This window comes from Algoriphagus winogradskyi, assembly GCF_900182815.1.
Classification (GTDB): Bacteria; Bacteroidota; Bacteroidia; order Cytophagales; family Cyclobacteriaceae; genus Algoriphagus; species Algoriphagus winogradskyi.
In genome coordinates, this window is the sequence record NZ_FXUA01000010.1 from 101,293 (window position 1) to 118,438 (window position 17,146).

At 41.1% G+C, this 17,146-nt stretch carries 20 protein-coding genes; 7 read left to right on the plus strand and 13 right to left on the minus strand.

Annotation, left to right across the window (positions count from 1 at the left end; genetic code table 11):
- Nucleotides 1–8: 8 nt before the first annotated feature.
- On the minus strand, nt 9–581 hold the full coding sequence (locus tag QOL76_RS19850; protein ID WP_283414706.1) for a 5-formyltetrahydrofolate cyclo-ligase: 573 nt from the start codon (nt 579–581) through the stop codon (nt 9–11).
- On the minus strand, nt 571–2,136 hold the full coding sequence (gene bshC, locus QOL76_RS19855) for a bacillithiol biosynthesis cysteine-adding enzyme BshC (protein WP_283414707.1): 1,566 nt from the start codon (nt 2,134–2,136) through the stop codon (nt 571–573). Before bshC ends, QOL76_RS19850 begins: the two co-directional genes overlap by 11 nt.
- A 203-nt stretch (nt 2,137–2,339) precedes the next feature.
- On the opposite strand from bshC, the gene QOL76_RS19860 reads away from it, so the two are divergent.
- The 5 genes from QOL76_RS19860 (at nt 2,340) to QOL76_RS19880 (ending at nt 5,792) form a co-directional block, all read left to right on the plus strand.
- Nucleotides 2,340–3,581 (plus strand): M16 family metallopeptidase, encoded by a 1,242-nt coding sequence (locus QOL76_RS19860; RefSeq protein WP_283414708.1) that lies wholly within the window; start codon nt 2,340–2,342, stop codon nt 3,579–3,581.
- On the plus strand, nt 3,578–4,060 hold the full coding sequence (gene ispF, locus QOL76_RS19865; RefSeq protein WP_283414709.1) for a 2-C-methyl-D-erythritol 2,4-cyclodiphosphate synthase: 483 nt from the start codon (nt 3,578–3,580) through the stop codon (nt 4,058–4,060). The genes QOL76_RS19860 and ispF overlap by 4 nt, the downstream gene beginning before the upstream one ends.
- On the plus strand, nt 4,057–4,740 hold the full coding sequence (gene mnmC2, locus QOL76_RS19870; protein WP_283414710.1) for a tRNA (5-methylaminomethyl-2-thiouridine)(34)-methyltransferase MnmC2: 684 nt from the start codon (nt 4,057–4,059) through the stop codon (nt 4,738–4,740). Before ispF ends, mnmC2 begins: the two co-directional genes overlap by 4 nt.
- A gap of 69 nt (nt 4,741–4,809) precedes the next feature.
- Nucleotides 4,810–5,322 carry a hypothetical protein gene (locus tag QOL76_RS19875; RefSeq protein WP_283414711.1) on the plus strand — a complete coding sequence of 171 codons (513 nt, stop codon included), beginning with the start codon at nt 4,810–4,812 and terminating at the stop codon, nt 5,320–5,322.
- The gene (locus QOL76_RS19880) at nt 5,319–5,792 is read left to right on the plus strand and encodes a Clp protease ClpB (protein ID WP_283414712.1); all 474 of its coding nucleotides are present in this window, start codon (nt 5,319–5,321) and stop codon (nt 5,790–5,792) included. The genes QOL76_RS19875 and QOL76_RS19880 overlap by 4 nt, the downstream gene beginning before the upstream one ends.
- Nucleotides 5,793–5,847: 55 nt before the next feature.
- Here QOL76_RS19880 and QOL76_RS19885 read toward each other — a convergent pair whose 3' ends face one another.
- The 5 genes from QOL76_RS19885 to QOL76_RS19905 form a co-directional block, all read right to left on the minus strand.
- Nucleotides 5,848–6,510: a phosphatidylserine decarboxylase family protein gene (locus tag QOL76_RS19885; RefSeq protein ID WP_283414713.1), complete on the minus strand. Its 663-nt coding sequence runs from the start codon at nt 6,508–6,510 to the stop codon at nt 5,848–5,850.
- Nucleotides 6,511–6,583: 73 nt separating this feature from the next.
- Complete coding sequence (locus QOL76_RS19890) at nt 6,584–7,861, minus strand: Glu/Leu/Phe/Val family dehydrogenase (RefSeq protein WP_283414714.1); 1,278 nt, start codon at nt 7,859–7,861, stop codon at nt 6,584–6,586.
- A gap of 70 nt (nt 7,862–7,931) precedes the next feature.
- Nucleotides 7,932–8,771, minus strand: coding sequence for a phosphatidate cytidylyltransferase (locus QOL76_RS19895; RefSeq protein ID WP_283414715.1), 840 nt, complete (start codon nt 8,769–8,771; stop codon nt 7,932–7,934).
- On the minus strand, nt 8,755–8,961 hold the full coding sequence (locus tag QOL76_RS19900) for a putative signal transducing protein (RefSeq protein WP_283414716.1): 207 nt from the start codon (nt 8,959–8,961) through the stop codon (nt 8,755–8,757). The genes QOL76_RS19895 and QOL76_RS19900 overlap by 17 nt, the downstream gene beginning before the upstream one ends.
- Complete coding sequence (locus tag QOL76_RS19905; RefSeq protein WP_283414717.1) at nt 8,936–9,886, minus strand: CPBP family intramembrane glutamic endopeptidase; 951 nt, start codon at nt 9,884–9,886, stop codon at nt 8,936–8,938. The genes QOL76_RS19900 and QOL76_RS19905 overlap by 26 nt, the downstream gene beginning before the upstream one ends.
- Before the next feature lie 37 nt (nt 9,887–9,923).
- Here QOL76_RS19905 and dusB point away from each other — a divergent pair, with 37 nt between their 5' ends.
- Nucleotides 9,924–10,913, plus strand: a complete 990-nt coding sequence (gene dusB, locus QOL76_RS19910; protein ID WP_283414718.1) for a tRNA dihydrouridine synthase DusB — start codon at nt 9,924–9,926, stop codon at nt 10,911–10,913.
- A gap of 159 nt (nt 10,914–11,072) precedes the next feature.
- The gene (locus tag QOL76_RS19915; protein WP_283414719.1) at nt 11,073–11,984 is read left to right on the plus strand and encodes a DMT family transporter; all 912 of its coding nucleotides are present in this window, start codon (nt 11,073–11,075) and stop codon (nt 11,982–11,984) included.
- Here the strand turns inward: QOL76_RS19915 and QOL76_RS19920 are convergent.
- The 6 genes from QOL76_RS19920 to QOL76_RS19945 form a co-directional block, all read right to left on the minus strand.
- Nucleotides 11,975–12,874, minus strand: a complete 900-nt coding sequence (locus QOL76_RS19920) for a M23 family metallopeptidase (protein WP_283414720.1) — start codon at nt 12,872–12,874, stop codon at nt 11,975–11,977. The genes QOL76_RS19915 and QOL76_RS19920 overlap by 10 nt on opposite strands.
- A gap of 126 nt (nt 12,875–13,000) precedes the next feature.
- Nucleotides 13,001–14,068 carry a DUF3810 domain-containing protein gene (locus QOL76_RS19925; protein ID WP_283414721.1) on the minus strand — a complete coding sequence of 356 codons (1,068 nt, stop codon included), beginning with the start codon at nt 14,066–14,068 and terminating at the stop codon, nt 13,001–13,003.
- Between the two features lie 11 nt (nt 14,069–14,079).
- Nucleotides 14,080–14,661, minus strand: coding sequence for a NifU family protein (locus QOL76_RS19930; RefSeq protein WP_283414722.1), 582 nt, complete (start codon nt 14,659–14,661; stop codon nt 14,080–14,082).
- 144 nt (nt 14,662–14,805) lie between these two features.
- Nucleotides 14,806–15,540: a ThuA domain-containing protein gene (locus QOL76_RS19935; RefSeq protein WP_283414723.1), complete on the minus strand. Its 735-nt coding sequence runs from the start codon at nt 15,538–15,540 to the stop codon at nt 14,806–14,808.
- Between the two features lie 65 nt (nt 15,541–15,605).
- On the minus strand, nt 15,606–16,355 hold the full coding sequence (locus QOL76_RS19940; protein WP_377919309.1) for a M15 family metallopeptidase: 750 nt from the start codon (nt 16,353–16,355) through the stop codon (nt 15,606–15,608).
- Between the two features lie 5 nt (nt 16,356–16,360).
- Nucleotides 16,361–17,116, minus strand: a complete 756-nt coding sequence (locus QOL76_RS19945; protein WP_283414724.1) for an SDR family NAD(P)-dependent oxidoreductase — start codon at nt 17,114–17,116, stop codon at nt 16,361–16,363.
- Between the last annotated feature and the right edge of the window lie 30 nt (nt 17,117–17,146).

Genomic DNA, 17,146 nt, shown 5'->3' on the forward strand with positions numbered 1-17,146 from the left:
ATTCAAGTTTAAAAAGTAATAATATTTTCTGGCGTAATACAATAATCCAGTGGGATATCATGTAATTCAGATGGAATACTCAGTTCTGGAGAGAAAAAACTCAATCCGACCTTTATTACTGAAGGATACAAACTGGCCAAAAACACATCATAATACCCTTTGCCAAATCCAATTCTATTCCCTTTTTGATCATAAACTAGCAAGGGCACAAAAACCAACTGAATCATCTCATTCGAAGCGAACTCATACTCTTCTGGAATTGGAATTCCCCAACTATCAAGCTGAAAGTTTGTGCCAGACTTTAAAAGCAAAGTCTGCAGTTTCAACGAACCTGGATCAACCTTTGAAGTATAAACCGTTCCACCCCTCTCTTGTATATACTCTTTGATAGGATAGGTATTCACTTCCAGTTGCTTTGGAATGGGAAAGAATAGGTGAATATGATTGAGGCCTTTTCGCTCTTTCAAAAAATCAATCACATTGTTAGAAATCTGAAGCGATTTCTGTTCGATCTCTTCGTTTGTCAAAGCCGCACGAAGCTCTTTGTAAAAAGTTCTTAGCTGGTGCTTATCAAGACTCATTTGTCAATACCATCATTCTGAAATCCAGCGGATCGAAGCAATCCAGAAGCTCAGAGATCAGATCTGGGTTAGCAAGATAAAACTGCATCATATTTACCACCCGCTCCTGTGGGCTACCTCCTGGCTTCACTAACTCCTGAATACAACAGGCACGCTCAATTTGTGTATGCAGACGACGTTCCTCTGCTTTACGCAGCTTTCTGGCCATTTGATCAATGATCTTCAATGATCTCATTTTCCCAGCTTCGAATGCATTTTCCAAGGTCTTCTCCAAATGCGCAGCTTCCTTACCTTTCATATCGAATAGTGCTGAAATCACCTCTTTCTGCTTAGTGAGCTCTATGTCCATGCTAGCTTCAGCCTTCACAAAAGTCTTTTTCCAGTGCTCCACGTCCACAAACAAATCCTCAACACTCCAATTCAATTGTTGCATTTTGCGCTGTACTTTTTCGTTTGCGAGCAAAGCGAAATTCCGAGGTAGTAAGACAGGGAAAGGAGTTTTAAAATGATCGAAAACACTCTTCAGCTGCAGCCAATAAACTACTTCAGCTGGGCCTCCCAAATAAGCCAGATTAGGCAGAATGGTTTCCTGATAAAGTGGACGCAAGACTACGTTCGGACTAAATCGCTCTGGATTTGACTCTACTAAAGCCTCCATTTCTTCATCGGAAAATCGCAATTCGGTATTTACCACACCAAATCCAGAATCCATCTTTTCAATCCGCTCCCGAATCCCTTTGTCCAGGTAGAATAAATTAACTTCCCGCGGGAATATCTGACTGCTATATCCCAATTCCTCCAATTCCTCAGTCGCTTCAGTTGCCTTTGTAAAAGGAGTATGTTTGAACAAATCAGAAAGTATGACCTCTGTAAATTCCCGTTTCAAACTCGCATCATCTCCATCCACAATCAGCAAACCTTCCTCGCCAAAAAGTGAATTCACATACTTGCGGACTGCCTCTGCCAGCGTTTTAGATGAAGAATATGCATCTAAAAATACCTGCGGAGCAAAGGATACTGATTTAAGAAATTCCTTAAAACTTTTATCAAGTTCAAAATCTCCAACTGCACCAGTCTGATCAGAATTCCATTGATATTTCTTGCCATCAAGTTTGAAATAATTGATCTCATCAAAATCGTGGTCCTCAGTGGCCATCCAATAAACAGGCACAAACTTGTAGTTCGGATATGTTTCAGCTAATTTTTTGGCCAGATTAATTGTAGAAACAATCTTGTAAATAAAGTAAAGTGGACCGGTGAATAAATTCAATTGATGACCTGTAGTCACCGTGAATGTACCTTCTGAAGCCAATGCCTTAATGTTGGAAGAAACAGCGTAACTCACTTCCTGATTTGCATATTGACTATGCAGCGCTTCTACCAGCACTTTGCGATTTTCATCTGAAAAAGTCTTTTGCTCAATTGCCTGCTTGAAACTCTCCAGCTTAGGAGCGTGAGCATAAAAAGGTTGTAATTCTTTTTTCCCTCCGATATAATCCAAAAAAAATTGTGAAAACTGTCCAGTCTTGTGAAGTTCTACGCAATGTTTTTTCATAAGGGAATTGAGCTGAGGGTTATATTGGAAAACTAACTTAAGCAATCATTCCAAAGTTCGTTTTTTTTTCGAAAAAATCAGGAATGCTTACACCAAAGGGATAGTTTATGGTTAAACTCAAGCTTGATTGCTAAGGTTTACTTAAAATCTATCCAGCTGATTAGCCATAATTGCCAATTATCTTAGCTTTGCAAGCTACAATTATGCTACCCTACACAAGATTTTTCCTAGAAAACGGATTAGAAGTGATCGTCCACGAGGATCACGGCAGCAAAATCGCTGTTTTCAACCTATTATATAAAGTCGGATCCCGAAATGAAAAACTCGGCAAAACCGGCCTTGCTCATTTCTTCGAACATTTAATGTTTGGCAGTTCTGCGAATGTTCCTGTATTCGATCGTGAACTCGAGCGTGTTGGTGGTGCCTGTAATGCATTTACCAGTCCTGATATTACGAACTACTACATTACGATTCCTGCCGCAAATCTGGAGACAGCCTTTTGGCTGGAATCTGACCGTATGCTACAATTGACGCTGAGCGAAAAAACAATCGAAACTCAGCGGAAAGTAGTGATGGAGGAATACAAGCAGCGCTACCTCAATCAGCCTTATGGAGATGTATTTCACCATTTGCGAGACCTTGCCTATACAACACACCCTTATAGATGGCCAACCATTGGCCAAAATCTAAACGATATCATCAACTACACCCAAGAGGATGTTTGGGAATTTTATCAGGCGAATTATAGACCGGACAATGCTGTCCTAGTCGTCGCTGGAGCAGTGACTCAAGCGGAGGTAGAGCGCTTGGCCAAGAAGTGGTTTGAACCGATTCCTAATCTTTCCAAAGCAAACCATCAGATACCAGTCGAACCTGCTCAGCTCGCCAAAAGAACCAAACTAGTAGAAGCTGACGTCCCAACTGACGCACTGTACAAAGCCTATAAAATGCCAGCTAAACTTACCCAAGGATATTTGGAAGCTGATTTGATTACCGACATTATTGGCTTTGGGAAGTCTTCACTCCTTGAGCAAACTCTTGTGAAAAACGGAAAACTTTTCGCGGCGGTAGGCGCTTATATTTTAGGTTCGGTAGACCCCGGCTTACTTATTTTCTCCGGAAAAATGGAAAATGGAGTTTCTGCCGAAGAAGCAGAACAGGGGCTGGATGAAGTGATTTCTAAATTTCTAAACTCTGAAATATCTGAACACGCCTTACAAAAAGTAAAGAACCAAGGTGAAGCAATGAAAACATACGAGTCAATTCAAGTTCTTAATCGGGCAATCAACTTGGCTAATTATGCTCAGCTAGGTAATCCGGACCTGTATTACGAGGAATTCGAGAAAAAATCAAACATAAAAGGGGAGGAAATCATGACTTGGGCAAATCGCTTAATCCGTGAAGAAAACTCTTCTGTCTTATATTATAAATCTGTACCTGCATGAACAAATTCAGAATAGGTTTCGGCTACGATGTCCATCAACTAAAGGAAGGCTACGACTTTTGGCTGGGAGGAATAAAACTAGAACACGAGAAAGGTGCGGTCGGACATTCCGATGCGGATGTATTGATCCATGTGATTTGTGATGCACTTCTTGGTGCTGCAAACTTACGTGACATAGGACATCATTTTTCTGATCAAGACCCGCAATTTAAAGGCATTGATAGCAAAATTTTGCTATCAGAAGTTATGGTTTTAATTCGGGAAGCTGGCTTTGAAGTAGGGAATTTAGACACTACGATCTGTCTTCAAGTCCCTAAGGTCAACCCCCATATACCAACTATGAAAACTTGTCTGGCAGAGGTAATGAATGTCTCAGAAAATGACATTTCCATCAAAGCTACTACAACCGAAAAGCTAGGTTTTGTAGGTCGGCAAGAGGGAGTTTCGGCGTACTGTACAGCTTTAATCTACTCTGTATGAGCAACAAGTTAAAAATCATCACTACCGAGGATGGCTCTCATTCTCTTTACAATGAAGAGTTAAAAGAAACTTACCATAGTTTTCATGGTGCCTTCAAAGAATCAATTCATGTTTTTATGCTTTATGGGTTGGATTCATGGGTAATGAATCATCCTAGAAAAAAGCCACTTCGCATTTTTGAGGTAGGATTTGGCACCGGTCTGAATGCCTGGCTAACACTTGTATGGGCTGAGCAAAACCAGATACCTGTACTCTATCACAGCATTGAGCCATTTCCACTACCTGAGGACATTTATTCCCAGCTTAATTATGGAGATATGGACGATGCTATATTTCACTACAAGCCATATTTGCAAAGATTGCACAAAGCAGATTGGGATAAAGGCGTAATCATGTCTGAGTATTTCAATATGAAAAAAGAAAATACTACGCTTAATGACGTGGTCCTTTACCCTACAGATGTAGTATTCTACGATGCGTTTGCACCAAGTAAACAGCCTGAAATGTGGCAAAAAGAGGTGTTAGGGAAGGTTTGCGATACCATAAACCCTGGAGGAATCTTCACTACCTACTGTGCAACAGGACAACTGAGGAGAGATCTGAAAGAACTCGGACTTGAAGTTGAATCCCTTCCTGGCCCTCCTGGTAAAAAGGAAATGACGAGAGGCTGGAAAAAATAAGTTGGCCAACTGGAATGCTGTTTGGAAAGAAAGTAGATAAACCACCAACCTTATCTTAACTCTACTCTTATGAAAACTGCAATTTTTACTTGGCTATTTTTATTACCAATTCAGATCTACGCTAGCAATGCTACGTCCTCATTATTGACAGAGCGAGAGTCTATGATTCAGCAGTTAAAAGCAGAATCAAATGAAAGCTCAGTCGTATTTGGGTTAGAAATCCCCACAAATCAGACGGTAAATTATGCACTAGCAATGCAGATCATCGAAAAAGATAATGCAATTATCCAAAAACTGAAGTTGAATAATCGTATCGACGAAGCTTCACTTATTTCAGAAAACGAAAACTACAAAGCGATTACACTTTCCCAAGAAAAAGATATTCAAAAGCTAAAAAACGCATTGGCTCAGAAAACTCAGGAAATAAAAACCCTGCAATTTGCTTCTTGGCAAGATGAATCCGCTATTCTTATATTCTCCGTTGGCATGCTCATATTCGCTTTCCTATATATTCGTACGAAAGTGAATATCAAGTTTCCTGATTCTTTACTTTTAAGTCCATTAATATCCCAAGAAAAATGATTCTAATAGTTCTCCTGACTTTTCTAAATATAATAACACCGCAATTCACTGAAGCTGGCAAAGCCAAGCTTGAAAAAATGGTTCAAGAGCGCGATGCGCTAACCCGCCAATGGAAGGAATCTGAAAGCAAGAAGTCTGGTATCTTTGGAAATCGCACCAAAAAGGACATGATAGAAACCAACGAGTGGCTGGAGCGCATTATCGCTAAGGACAACCTGATCATGGATGAACTAAGAATGATCGGGGATATAGAAACCACAGTAGCCACTCAGACAGGGGAAGACTATAAAGCGATCGCATTCAAACAAGAGAAAGACGTCCAGGCTTTAAAAAGAGCGGTTGCAGAAAGAGACAAATTAATCGAAGAAAAGCTCTCAGAAAAAAGAACTTTTGAATGGATCAGTCTGATTTTATTCTTGGTTACGCTAGGGCTTGGATTTGTGGTGTACAAAAAAGTCATCAAGGCATAAAACCAAAAACGCTCCTTAATTGGAGCATTTTTGGTTATAAAAGTTTCTCAAAAGATTAAGCTTTCAATCTCGCAATCGGAGTTCTTCCACCTTTAGTTTTCTCTTCTAATCCCACTAAGATCTCAGCATCCAGTGGAAGATAAATATCCACTCGTGAGCCAAATTTAATAAACCCAAATTCTCCGCCTGCAGCAAGTTCTGAACCTGGCTTTACATACCATTTGATTCTTCTAGCTAGAGCTCCAGCTACCTGTCTTACCATGAGCTTCGTACCGCCTTCATGAGTCACTACCATAGAAGTTCGCTCATTTTCAGTGCTTGATTTTGGATGCCAAGCTACGAGATATTTCCCCGGATGATACTGGAAAAACTCCACAATTCCTTTAATGGGAGATCGGGTGATATGCACGTTGATTGGAGACATGAAGATCGACACCTGTCTGCGATTCTCTTTCAAATATTCATCTTCAAATGCTTCTTCAATCACTACCACTTTCCCATCAACAGGAGCATAGACCAGACTTTCATCGGTTGGCAATTGGATAATGGGGCTACGGAAAAACTGGAGGATAATTAGATAAAGCACTATACTTCCTAAAACAGCAACATTAGAAAGCACTCGAGCATCTGGCATAAAGTAGATGATCAAATAATTCCCGGCAACTAAAATAATTAGTAGCCAAAATAACAAAACTCGTCCTTCGCGGTGTATGGTCATATGCTTATAAACTAAAAGGCGCGGGGAATCTCCCCACGCCTCAAAGATAAAATATTCTTTTGAGAGAAGGGTATTAGAATCCTCCTCTAAATGTATATGTCTTCGCTACTTTATCGATTGCAACAATATATGCAGCTATTCTCATTGGTACATCGTACTTCTGGGAAGCTTGATAGACCATTTCAAAGGAATCCTTCATTATACGGTCTGAGCGTCTGTTTACACGGTCAGCAGTCCATTTGTATCCCAATCTATTTTGAACCCATTCGAAATAAGAAACAGTCACACCACCGGCATTTGCCAAGATATCAGGTACTGCCATGATTCCTTTTTCATTAATGATTGCATCAGCTTTTGCCGACGTAGGACCATTTGCACCTTCTACGATGAGCTTGGCTTTAATGTCGTTTACATTGTGAATAGTGATCACATCTTCTACAGCAGCAGGAACTAACACGTCCACTTCCAATGTAAGCAAATCACCGGCATCCAGCATTTTCTCCCCGCCTTTGAAGCCTTCCAGGTTATTGTTATTAGAATCGCGATAAGCGATGGCCTCTACAATATTGATCCCATTTTCATTATAAAAAGCACCTGTATGGTCAGAGATTGCTACGATTTTCAACCCTCTTTCTTCCAACAGTCTAGCTGCCCAAGAACCCACATTTCCAAAGCCTTGAACAGCGCATGTCGCTTGGAATGGATTAATTTTCAATTTTTGCATAGCTGCCAAAGCAGTCACCATCACTCCACGGCCTGTCGCCTCAGTTCTGCCCAATGAACCTCCCAAAACTAGAGGCTTACCAGTTACAACCGAACTTACTGTCATCCCTTTTGCTTTGGAATACTCATCCATTAGCCAAGCCATTTCTCGGGGACCAGTTCCCATATCCGGCGCTGGAATATCCTTGTCCGGACCAAAAACATCAATCATAGCCATGGTATAAGCTCTGACAAGACGTTCGATTTCACCCTTAGACATTTCTCTAGGATTACATCTCACACCGCCTTTGCCTCCACCGTATGGAATGTCCACTACGGCACATTTCCAAGTCATCCAAGCCGCTAAAGCACGCACCTCGTCGATGTGTACATCGGGAGCGAAGCGGATACCGCCTTTTGCTGGGCCAAGAATATTTGAGTGAATTACTCGTATCCCTTCGAAGACCTGAATCTTCCCATTGTCCATGGTGATAGGTAAGGATACGATAACTTGTTTGGCTGGATTTTTCAGGACATTGTACACCTCGTCAGAGAGGCCTAGCTTTTCAGCTGCAATGTTGAATCTTTCCATCATTGACTCCAGAGGATTTTCTTTGTCCTTAATCGGAGCCGGTTCAATGTAAGCCATATTCGGGTTTGATTTAGTTATTCAAATGCGGTGCAATATTAAGCAGATTTTCAATCAAGAGGGCTTCAAATTAGAAGATTTTCAAAAAGGCAGTGATAAAAGGGGCCGAAAGTAACAATCCGTCAAAACGATCCATAAATCCCCCATGACCAGGAAGCCCTTTTCCGGAGTCCTTGATCTCTATTGATCGCTTGAAAAGCGACTCAATCAGATCCCCATAGGTGCCTGCAATAATGATAATCCCAGCTATGACTAGCCACTTCCAATCTTCAATAACGTGAAAATACCGAGTTAAGATGAAAGCGACTCCTATTGCTGAAAATGCGCCACCCAAAAATCCTTCCCAAGACTTCTTCGGCGAGACACGTTCGAATAACTTAGTCTTACCAAATTTTGTTCCCGCAAAGTATGCTCCCGTATCACTTGCCCAAAGAATCAATAGGCAGCCAATAATGATCTCATAATTATAGGTAGCATCTACTGAGAATACTGCAAGATTTAGTAGAGAAAACGGTACAGCCACATAGAAAAGACCTAAAAAAGTAAAAGCTACACCAGTGAAAGGCTTTTTGTCAGTTTTACGATAAAGCTTTATAAAAAAGGTGAGTGAGACAATAGGGAAGATCAGAAAGAAATAGTTACTGGAAAGATGCTCTTGCTCAACCAAAAAGGTTAAACAAAAAATCATCAGGCCTAGAAATGTCCCAAAACTCTTCAAGGGCAGCATTCCATCTAGGCCACTGAGTTTATAAAACTCCATTTGAGAAAAACCAAGAATCCCTGCAAACACCAAGAAATAAGTATACTCGGAATAGATGCATCCCCCCACTATCACCAATGCTCCAAACAATCCAGTAATGGCTCTTTGCCCTAGATTACTGTAATTATTAATACTAAAACGTGATCTCATTCTGAATTAGGTTATTCGCCGCTATCATATTTTCACGTTGTACATGAACTTCATAATTGCCGAAAATCTGGTATACTGTTTCCTTTTTATTCAATACGACAGCTTGTATCTGGTGCTCTTCCAATACTCCTTTCACGATTTCAGCTCTCACTTGCTGAGCACTTTCAAATACCTTGATCCAGTTTTCCATTGGGTTTATTTATTTTCTTAAAGTAATAGATTCCAGCCACAAGAACCAATAATCCTATCATAGCAGCAGGATATGACACTGTGTCTGTTGACTCCATATCAAAATCTATCATTCCTTGATTAGCCGCATATACCATCAATACAGTCACCGTATTATTTAAAATATGGGCTAAAATAGGATAGGTAAGACTTCCGGAATAATAATAAAGGTAACCAAACATACCTCCTAAAAATAAACGGGGAAGAAACCCGTAAAATTGAAGGTGAATTGCTGAAAAAATAAAAGCCGTCACCCATACACCGGCGTGACCATTCCCTGTATATAAATGCATCTTTGGCTGGATAAGACCTCTGAAAAACATTTCTTCACCTATTCCCGCTAGAATTCCAATGACTAAAATACCCATTAGTAGCTCTGGTATAGTCTGAAAATCGGTGAGGTATTTAGTCATCTCCATTAACTGGGTCTCCATTTCTTGCATCCAAACCTCGAGGCCAGAAAAAGCCTCCGGAAGAACCAATTGAGAGTTCCAATAGACTAACAGCCCATTGAAAAGCATACCTCCTACTGCGATCAGAAAGACCAACCCCGCGCCTTTAGCATTAAATCTCGGTAATTGAATTTCCCAATGCAGGTCCGCTTTATCTATAAAATGAGTAATCACATAGGCTGCCAGCCAAAAACCAATTCCAGAACCAATTCCTTGAACAAAAAACATGGCCATCCGCCCATTATTAGCGGAATAATCACCTGTCATAAGCCCCATTATCTCTTCTATTGTGATGTTAAATAGAAAAGGCGCAACAGCTAAAGCAATTACTTGAAGCACTACTAATACTCCCAAACCCACTAAAACAATGACTACCAGGGACAAAAGCCAACTCTTCCTCTTGGCAATTTCTGATTCCGTTTCGTATATCTCCATAATTGAGGTAAATTTACGCGCAAATTTAAAATAAGAAGTGGTTAAGATAGGAAACTTGGAGTTAGGGGACTTCCCATTGTTGCTTGCACCAATGGAAGATGTGAGCGATCCGCCGTTTAGAGCAGTCTGTAAACAGAACGGTGCAGACTTAATGTACACGGAGTTTATCAGCTCGGAAGGATTGATTCGCGATGCCGCAAAGAGTGTGGCCAAGCTGGACATTTTCGATTATGAAAAGCCCATTGGCATTCAAATCTTTGGAAATGAGATCGAATCCATGCGTGAAGCAGCAGCAATCGTAGAAGAAGCAAAACCAGACATTCTAGACATCAATTATGGCTGTCCAGTAAACAAAGTTGCATGCAAAGGCGCTGGAGCGGGCATTCTTCTTGATATCGACAAAATGGTCTCGATGACTGCGGAGATCGTAAAAGCTGTAAACATTCCAGTTACAGTGAAAACTAGACTCGGCTGGGATCAAAACACCATCCGTATCGTGGAAGTGGCTGAACGCCTCCAAGATGTAGGAATTCAAGCAATCAGCATTCACGCCCGTACCAGAGCTCAAATGTATAAAGGCGAAGCAGATTGGAGTTATTTGAATCTGGTTAAAGACAACCCGCGTCTTCACATTCCTGTTTTCGGAAATGGGGATATAGACACTCCTGAAAAAGCGCAGGAATACAAAAACAAATACAACGTGGACGGCATGATGATCGGTCGTGCATCTATTGGATACCCCTGGATCTTCAATGAAATCAAGCATTTCTTAGCTACTGGAGAAAAGTTGGCTGCTCCTGGATTGGACGAAAGAATTGCTGTCGCAAAGAAGCATCTGGATTTCTCTGTAGAGTGGAAAGGCCCAAAACTTGGGATTCTCGAAATGAGAAGACATTACACCAACTATTTCCGCGGAATGCCAAACTTCAAACAGTATCGTACTGAAATGGTTACTGCAGAAACTTACGAACATGTGTGCGAAATTCTAAATCAAGTTTCTGACGTCTATGCAGATCACGTTTTTTAGGAGGAAGTTGAAAAGTGGTAAGGTTGAAAGGTTCTCTTCAATCTTACCACTTTTCTATTTTTTGTCTCTTAAACTTTTTACCCTCTGACTCTATTTTTCGAAACAAATATTCTTTGGTTTTGCTTCCTTTGTGTAGCGGACAAATATCCGCCATAGCCAATGTCCACTACCACCAACGATAGCAATCTCAAAAACTGGGGTTTACTTATTCTGTTGTCTCTAATCTGGGGCAGCTCATTTATCTTGATCAAGCGAGGATTGGAAGTTTTCTCTCCGGGAGAGGTTGGAGCTTACAGAATTGTGGCTGCGGCAACTTTCCTCCTGCCACTTTCCATTCCTAGGATTAGGAATCTGGACAAAAGCCAAATCAAAAATCTCATAATTGTGGGATTGGTAGGCAGCTTCATTCCTGCGTTCCTTTTTGCCAAAGCTCAGACTCAACTCAGCAGCTCACTTACGGGCGTTCTGAATGCACTTACGCCTCTCGCAGTAGTTGTCATAGGAGCTTTATTCTTTAATTCCAAAATTACGAGACGTAATGGAATTGGGCTTGCAATCGCTTTTATCGGTGTATTTATCCTAGTTACTGTGAAGGAAGGTTCTGGATTTGGAGCATTCACCGACATTAACTCCTACGCATTTTTCGTACTCTTGGCCTGTGTCTGCTATGGATTCAATCTGAACATCATCAAGTACAAATTTGTAAAGCTAAAACCCATTGAGATCACTGCAATATCCTTATTGATGGTCTTGCCAATGGCATTAGTTTACTTGATGGCTGGCACACAATTTTCCTATAAAGTAGTGAATATGAATGGGGCAATCCTAGCGCTGGGATATGTGACTTTACTGGGAGTGATGGGTACTGCTATCGCATTGATTATTTTCAATGTGATGGTAAAAACAGCTACCCCAGTCTTCGCTGCTTCTGTGACATATATTATCCCAATTGTGGCAATTTTCTGGGGAGTACTTGATGGAGAAGTATTGCTTCTAGGTCACTACATTGGAATCGTAGCTGTAATTATTGGAGTTTGGTTTGGTAATAGAAAGAAAATAATTCAATCCTGACCCTTCTCAGCAAAGGTTTTCTTCTCTTTTTTATTCATTTCGGCAGTGACTATCTCTTCAGGATAAGCTACCTCCACTTTTTGCGTTTCAGGAAAATCTGACTGCCCTTCCTTAAAAACGAATTTCATGGGCTCGAGTAAGTACTTCAACTTGCCCTCCTCATCTTTTATAGGTTTCATATTGACTAATCGTACATGCAAACCTGAATTATACTCCTCCCCAGCCGACTCAGCGAGCACGTCTCCAGGAAACACTTCTTGCCCAACTTTCACTTTTTGACTTCCCGGACGCAAAACCATTATTTTAGTCAATGATCCATCGTCATGAAATAACTCAATGAAATTCTCAGACCTGTCATAGTCCAGATTTTGCTTCTCGTCGTATTGCTCCATGCTAACTGCTGAAACGATCCCTTTCCGTGGCGCAAGAATCTCCGTTGGCAAATCAAACCTAAACGATATCCCAACATAGTCCATGTTTGCTTTCTCTGGCTGAAGATGATTTTCTATATGCGTCATACGAATACCTGAAGCTAGCGTACCTTCGGGAAGTGGAATGAGATACAACGGCTCAGAACGCGATTTGGCAAAGTAATCTCCCTTGATGAAGGAATAGGTATAACTAATACTTGTACTTTGTCCCTCCGTTCTCCGCTTCAACGTTGACACTTTGGATCTCCCAGACCTTGCCACCACCAAACCAGATGATCCAATAGGAAGCACATTGTTGTGGGCAGTCACATCGATCAAAACAGTATAGGGTAATCTTTCGGTATTAGTCGCATACAACTCAATATCCCCATCGCTATTCCACTCAGTCTCTATGGTGATTTGAGAGAAAGTAGTATGACTGGAAAACAATACAATGAGTAGGAATACAATTGAGCGCATAGATAGAAAGTTTAAAAACAGCTAGTTGAAACTATTAAAATAATACAGTTCCTAAAATAGTGTTTTTATAAGCATGTCTCAAACTAAAGATAGAAAAGATCGAAGCTTGTTTTGTACACCGCTACCTCACTTCATTCGCTCTCTCCAGGCAAATGCCAACTTAGGTAATTGCTGGTAACTGTTGATTCCAGCTTTTACGCCTTGAGTTTTTAGAAACACATCATTCGTTTTTCTGCTTAACTCTAAAGAATAGGCTTTGATCGCTTCACTTGCTTTTCGAAGGGAAATCATATCATTTCGGATTCCAGGATCCAAGGTTTTCACCCAGATTTTATACTCTTCCGGAGCCATTCGGTAGAAATCCGAAATCTGATAATTCAATAATCGGAGCTGGCCTGAATATCCAAGCAGTGGGTCATCAGAATTGGTACAAATTACCCAGGCAATAAAGTTTGCTTCTCCTTCATCGGTAACTCCATAGCTGTGTGCCATCTCGTGGGCTACTGTAAAAGGCTTCTCTAAGGCATGCAAGGTTGGATCGATGTAGCTTTCCCCGGTAAAAGGAAAATAGATGCCCAAGATTCCCATCTTACGCATAAAGCCAGGTGGTGGAAACAGCTTTGTCCGTGGACGACCAGTGAAATTCAAGCCCATCATGTCTAGGTTGTCAGCTATGTTTGCCCTCACTAACTTTTCCAAATCTGGATAGGCAAGAATCTCCTCAATTGCCGTAGTATCACGAGTGATCGCATTCCGGTATTGCTGAGCTAGACGCTGGGTAATGAGCACTTCGCTTTTCAACTCGTCCAAATTCATGGCACGCGGACTGAGGTTGAGTTGCTTTACAATAGGAGTACGTTGGTAATTGAAACCCCAGAGAAATAGGAAAAAGAAAATCAATGCGCCAATTCCATTTGCAAATGCACGCAAGGAATAGAGAACTCTGTTTTTCCAACCGATTTTTTTGTGAAGCTTATAAAGGTAAATGCCAAAAATCAGCATCACGGACACTATAAACAAATAAACGCTGGGAAAAGGCAGTCTTCCCAGCGTCAAATCAATAACATTCCGGATTCCCGGAAAGAATATTCTCGAGTAAATATCGTCAGTTGCTTCAGGGTTTTGAGCTGCCAAATAGCGAATCCCCAAAGCAATAACTCCAAGAATCGCCCAGGACCAATCTCTTTTTCCCATAAATAACCAACTTAAACTCCTTCTGCTACCACTTCCTTCACTTCTGGAAGCATTCTGGTAAGAAGGTTTTGAATTCCTGCTTTCAAGGTCACTGTACTTGAAGGACATCCTGAGCATGAGCCTTGCAACTGCACTTTCACCACACCTTCATGGAAAGAATGGAAAACAATCGCACCACCATCTTGCTCTACTGCCGGACGGATGTACTCATCCAGAATTCCTTTGATTTTTTTCACCACTTCAGAATCATTTTCATCGAACAACGGATCTTTTTCAAAAGCAACTGGAACTGGCGCTTTGCCTGCTTCTAGGTATTGCTTGATATGATCACGAACGATTCCTTGGATCTCTGCCCATTCAACTGACTCAGACTTAGTGACAGTCACAAAATTAGAAGCGATAAAAACACGCTCTACTGCGGCAAAATTAAAAAGCTCTTGGGCTAAAGGACTGATTTTGGCACTTTCAGCATCAGGAAAATCAAAACTTACTCCCTCGTCTACCAACATAAAGTTGGCTACAAATTTCAGGGAATTCGGGTTTGGATTGGCCTCCATGTAGAGGTGTACAGGTCTTGCTTGTGCTTGTAGCATGGTGATCTTTATTTTTATTTAGCAAACCGATTTGCTGGCATTAAGTTCCAGAAAAACAGTTTTTCCTGCTCTTTAAATTTTCAGGCTTTAGAATTTACCGCATAATTTCTTCAAAGAGAATACCGGTAGGCGCGTTAGTGCAACCTATTTGAACGGATGACCAGTGGCTGCATACCATATGCCGCCAGAAACATGCTTTAAGAAATCAGGTTCTACCCATGCAGATTCCACATGCCCTAGAGCTGTATAGAACACTCTCCCACCATCAAACTCATGATACCAAGACATAGGGTGATTATCTCCGTTACCCTTTCCTACCTTATAGGTGCTTTCGTCTGCTTTTATCAAGACCTTGATATCAGGATTGATATCTCTAAATTCATATAGCTCGTCAAACCACATCCAGTTTTTTGGTAAATGCCAAGTCGCGGGGTGGTTCTGATCTACCACTTCTAATCGTAGTGTCTGTTGCGCTGGGTGCGTAAGGAAATATGCTCCTATCATCTTATTGTACCAAGGCCACTCATATTCTGTATCAGTTGCAGAGTGAATTCCTACCACGCCCTTTCCACTTTGAACAAACTTCTGGAAAGCTGCTTTTTGTTCGTCATTAAAGATCGTACCAGTAGTCGATGCAAAAATTACGACATCGTATTTCGCAAGGTTATCATCATTGAAAGCACCTGCATCTTCTGTAGTATAAACAGCGAAACCTTGAGTTTTCCCAAGTTGTTTAATAGCCGCTACAGCTTCAGGTATAGACTGGTGGCGGAATCCTGCAGTCTTACTAAAAACTAAGGCTCTGAATTGCTGAGCATGAGATACTAGTGCAATACTGAAAATCAGCGTAAGGGTTAAAAGTGTGTTTTTTAAGGTCATAGGGTTAAGTTATAGCTTTGTTGAATATTGATACTTGATAATTAAGCATTGAAATTTGGGCATTGTCACTTGATAATTTCAAACTTTTCTCCAGCTTCTTTTCTAGAGAAAGCATTGAAATGCCACCATTCAGAGCCGACTCCTGTAAAACCGTTTGAAGTCATCACTTTACGGAGAATTTCCCGGTTTGCGATTTGTTCTTTGGTTATTTTTCCTTCCGCTAGCATTTGATCTTCACGATCAGGATATGCTGGATAGCCAAAGTAATCATAGCCAGTGCCCATATCCAAGGTTGAGTCTGCTTTCGTGTCGAAAATCGTCAAATCCACTGCAACTCCAAAGTTGTGTAAACTACCTTTTTTGGGATCGGCTACATACAAAGGCTTCAGGCTGTCAGGTTTATCCAGATTGTCCCACAGGATCTGCTGCACCGAAGATGGACGCACGCCATCATATACAAGCAAGGTATAGTCTGGATATTCAGCTTTGAGCATTTCCTGAGCTTTTTTCAATTGCTCAGCGACTTCTGGTTGAAGAAAGGCCTTGGTTAAATCTCCATAGACATCCTGTTTGAAGAAATTGTCGGTCGTGGAATATTTCAGTTCTACTTTAATCTCTGGAATAAATCCCTCCAACTCAACCAATCCTTGTGCACGAAGAGTTTTTTCTAACTCTGGCATTTCCTCTACAAGATCTACTTCCTTTATGGGATCTAATACTTCCCGTTGCTGTTCGGAAAATATCTCCTGATCGCTCTTCTGGGAAGTGCCACAACTTAGCATTAGCAGTAAAACAGGTATGTGAATTTTTCTCAAAATTTCTATTTTCTATTGACAATGGTAGCAGAAGCCTGAGCCGTTGGGAGCACTACTACATCAGCAATGGTAACATGCGGAGGTCTAGTTACCGCAAATTCTACTATATCTGCAATGTCCTGAGCTACCAGTGGCTCTATTCCCTGATAGACAGCGTCTGCCTTGTCTTCATTTCCTTTAAATCTCACCAAGGAGAATTCAGTTTCCACCAAACCAGGGTGAATCGCAACTACACGTATCCCGAAGGAATTCAAATCTATTCGCATCCCTTTGGTGATCGCATCGACAGCATGTTTGCTGCCGCAATAGACGCTGCCATTGGGATAAACTTCCTTTCCAGCGATAGACCCTATATTGATGATCATTCCTGATTTCCGTGATGTCATACCTGGAATAATAGCTCTGGAAACGTACAAAAGTCCTTTCACATTGATATCCATCATCGCATCCCAATCGTCGAGGTTGGCAGTTTGTACTGGATCGATTCCATGAGCATTCCCTGCGTTATTGATCAGGACATCGATGGCTTTCCATTTTTCGGGCAGATTCGTGAGTATTTCCAAGACCTTTTCTCTATCACGTACATCGAAAACTAAAGGCAAAAAATCAATTCCTTCTGGCAAATCTGACTTCAATTCCTCCAGACGATTTCCACGTCTGCCTGTGGCGATGATATCATAACCAATTTTTGCAAGGGTGATGGCAGTAGATTTGCCGATTCCAGAAGTTGCTCCAGTGACTAAGGCAATTTTGTTTTTCATGAAGGCAAGATAAAAAATAATCAATGGACA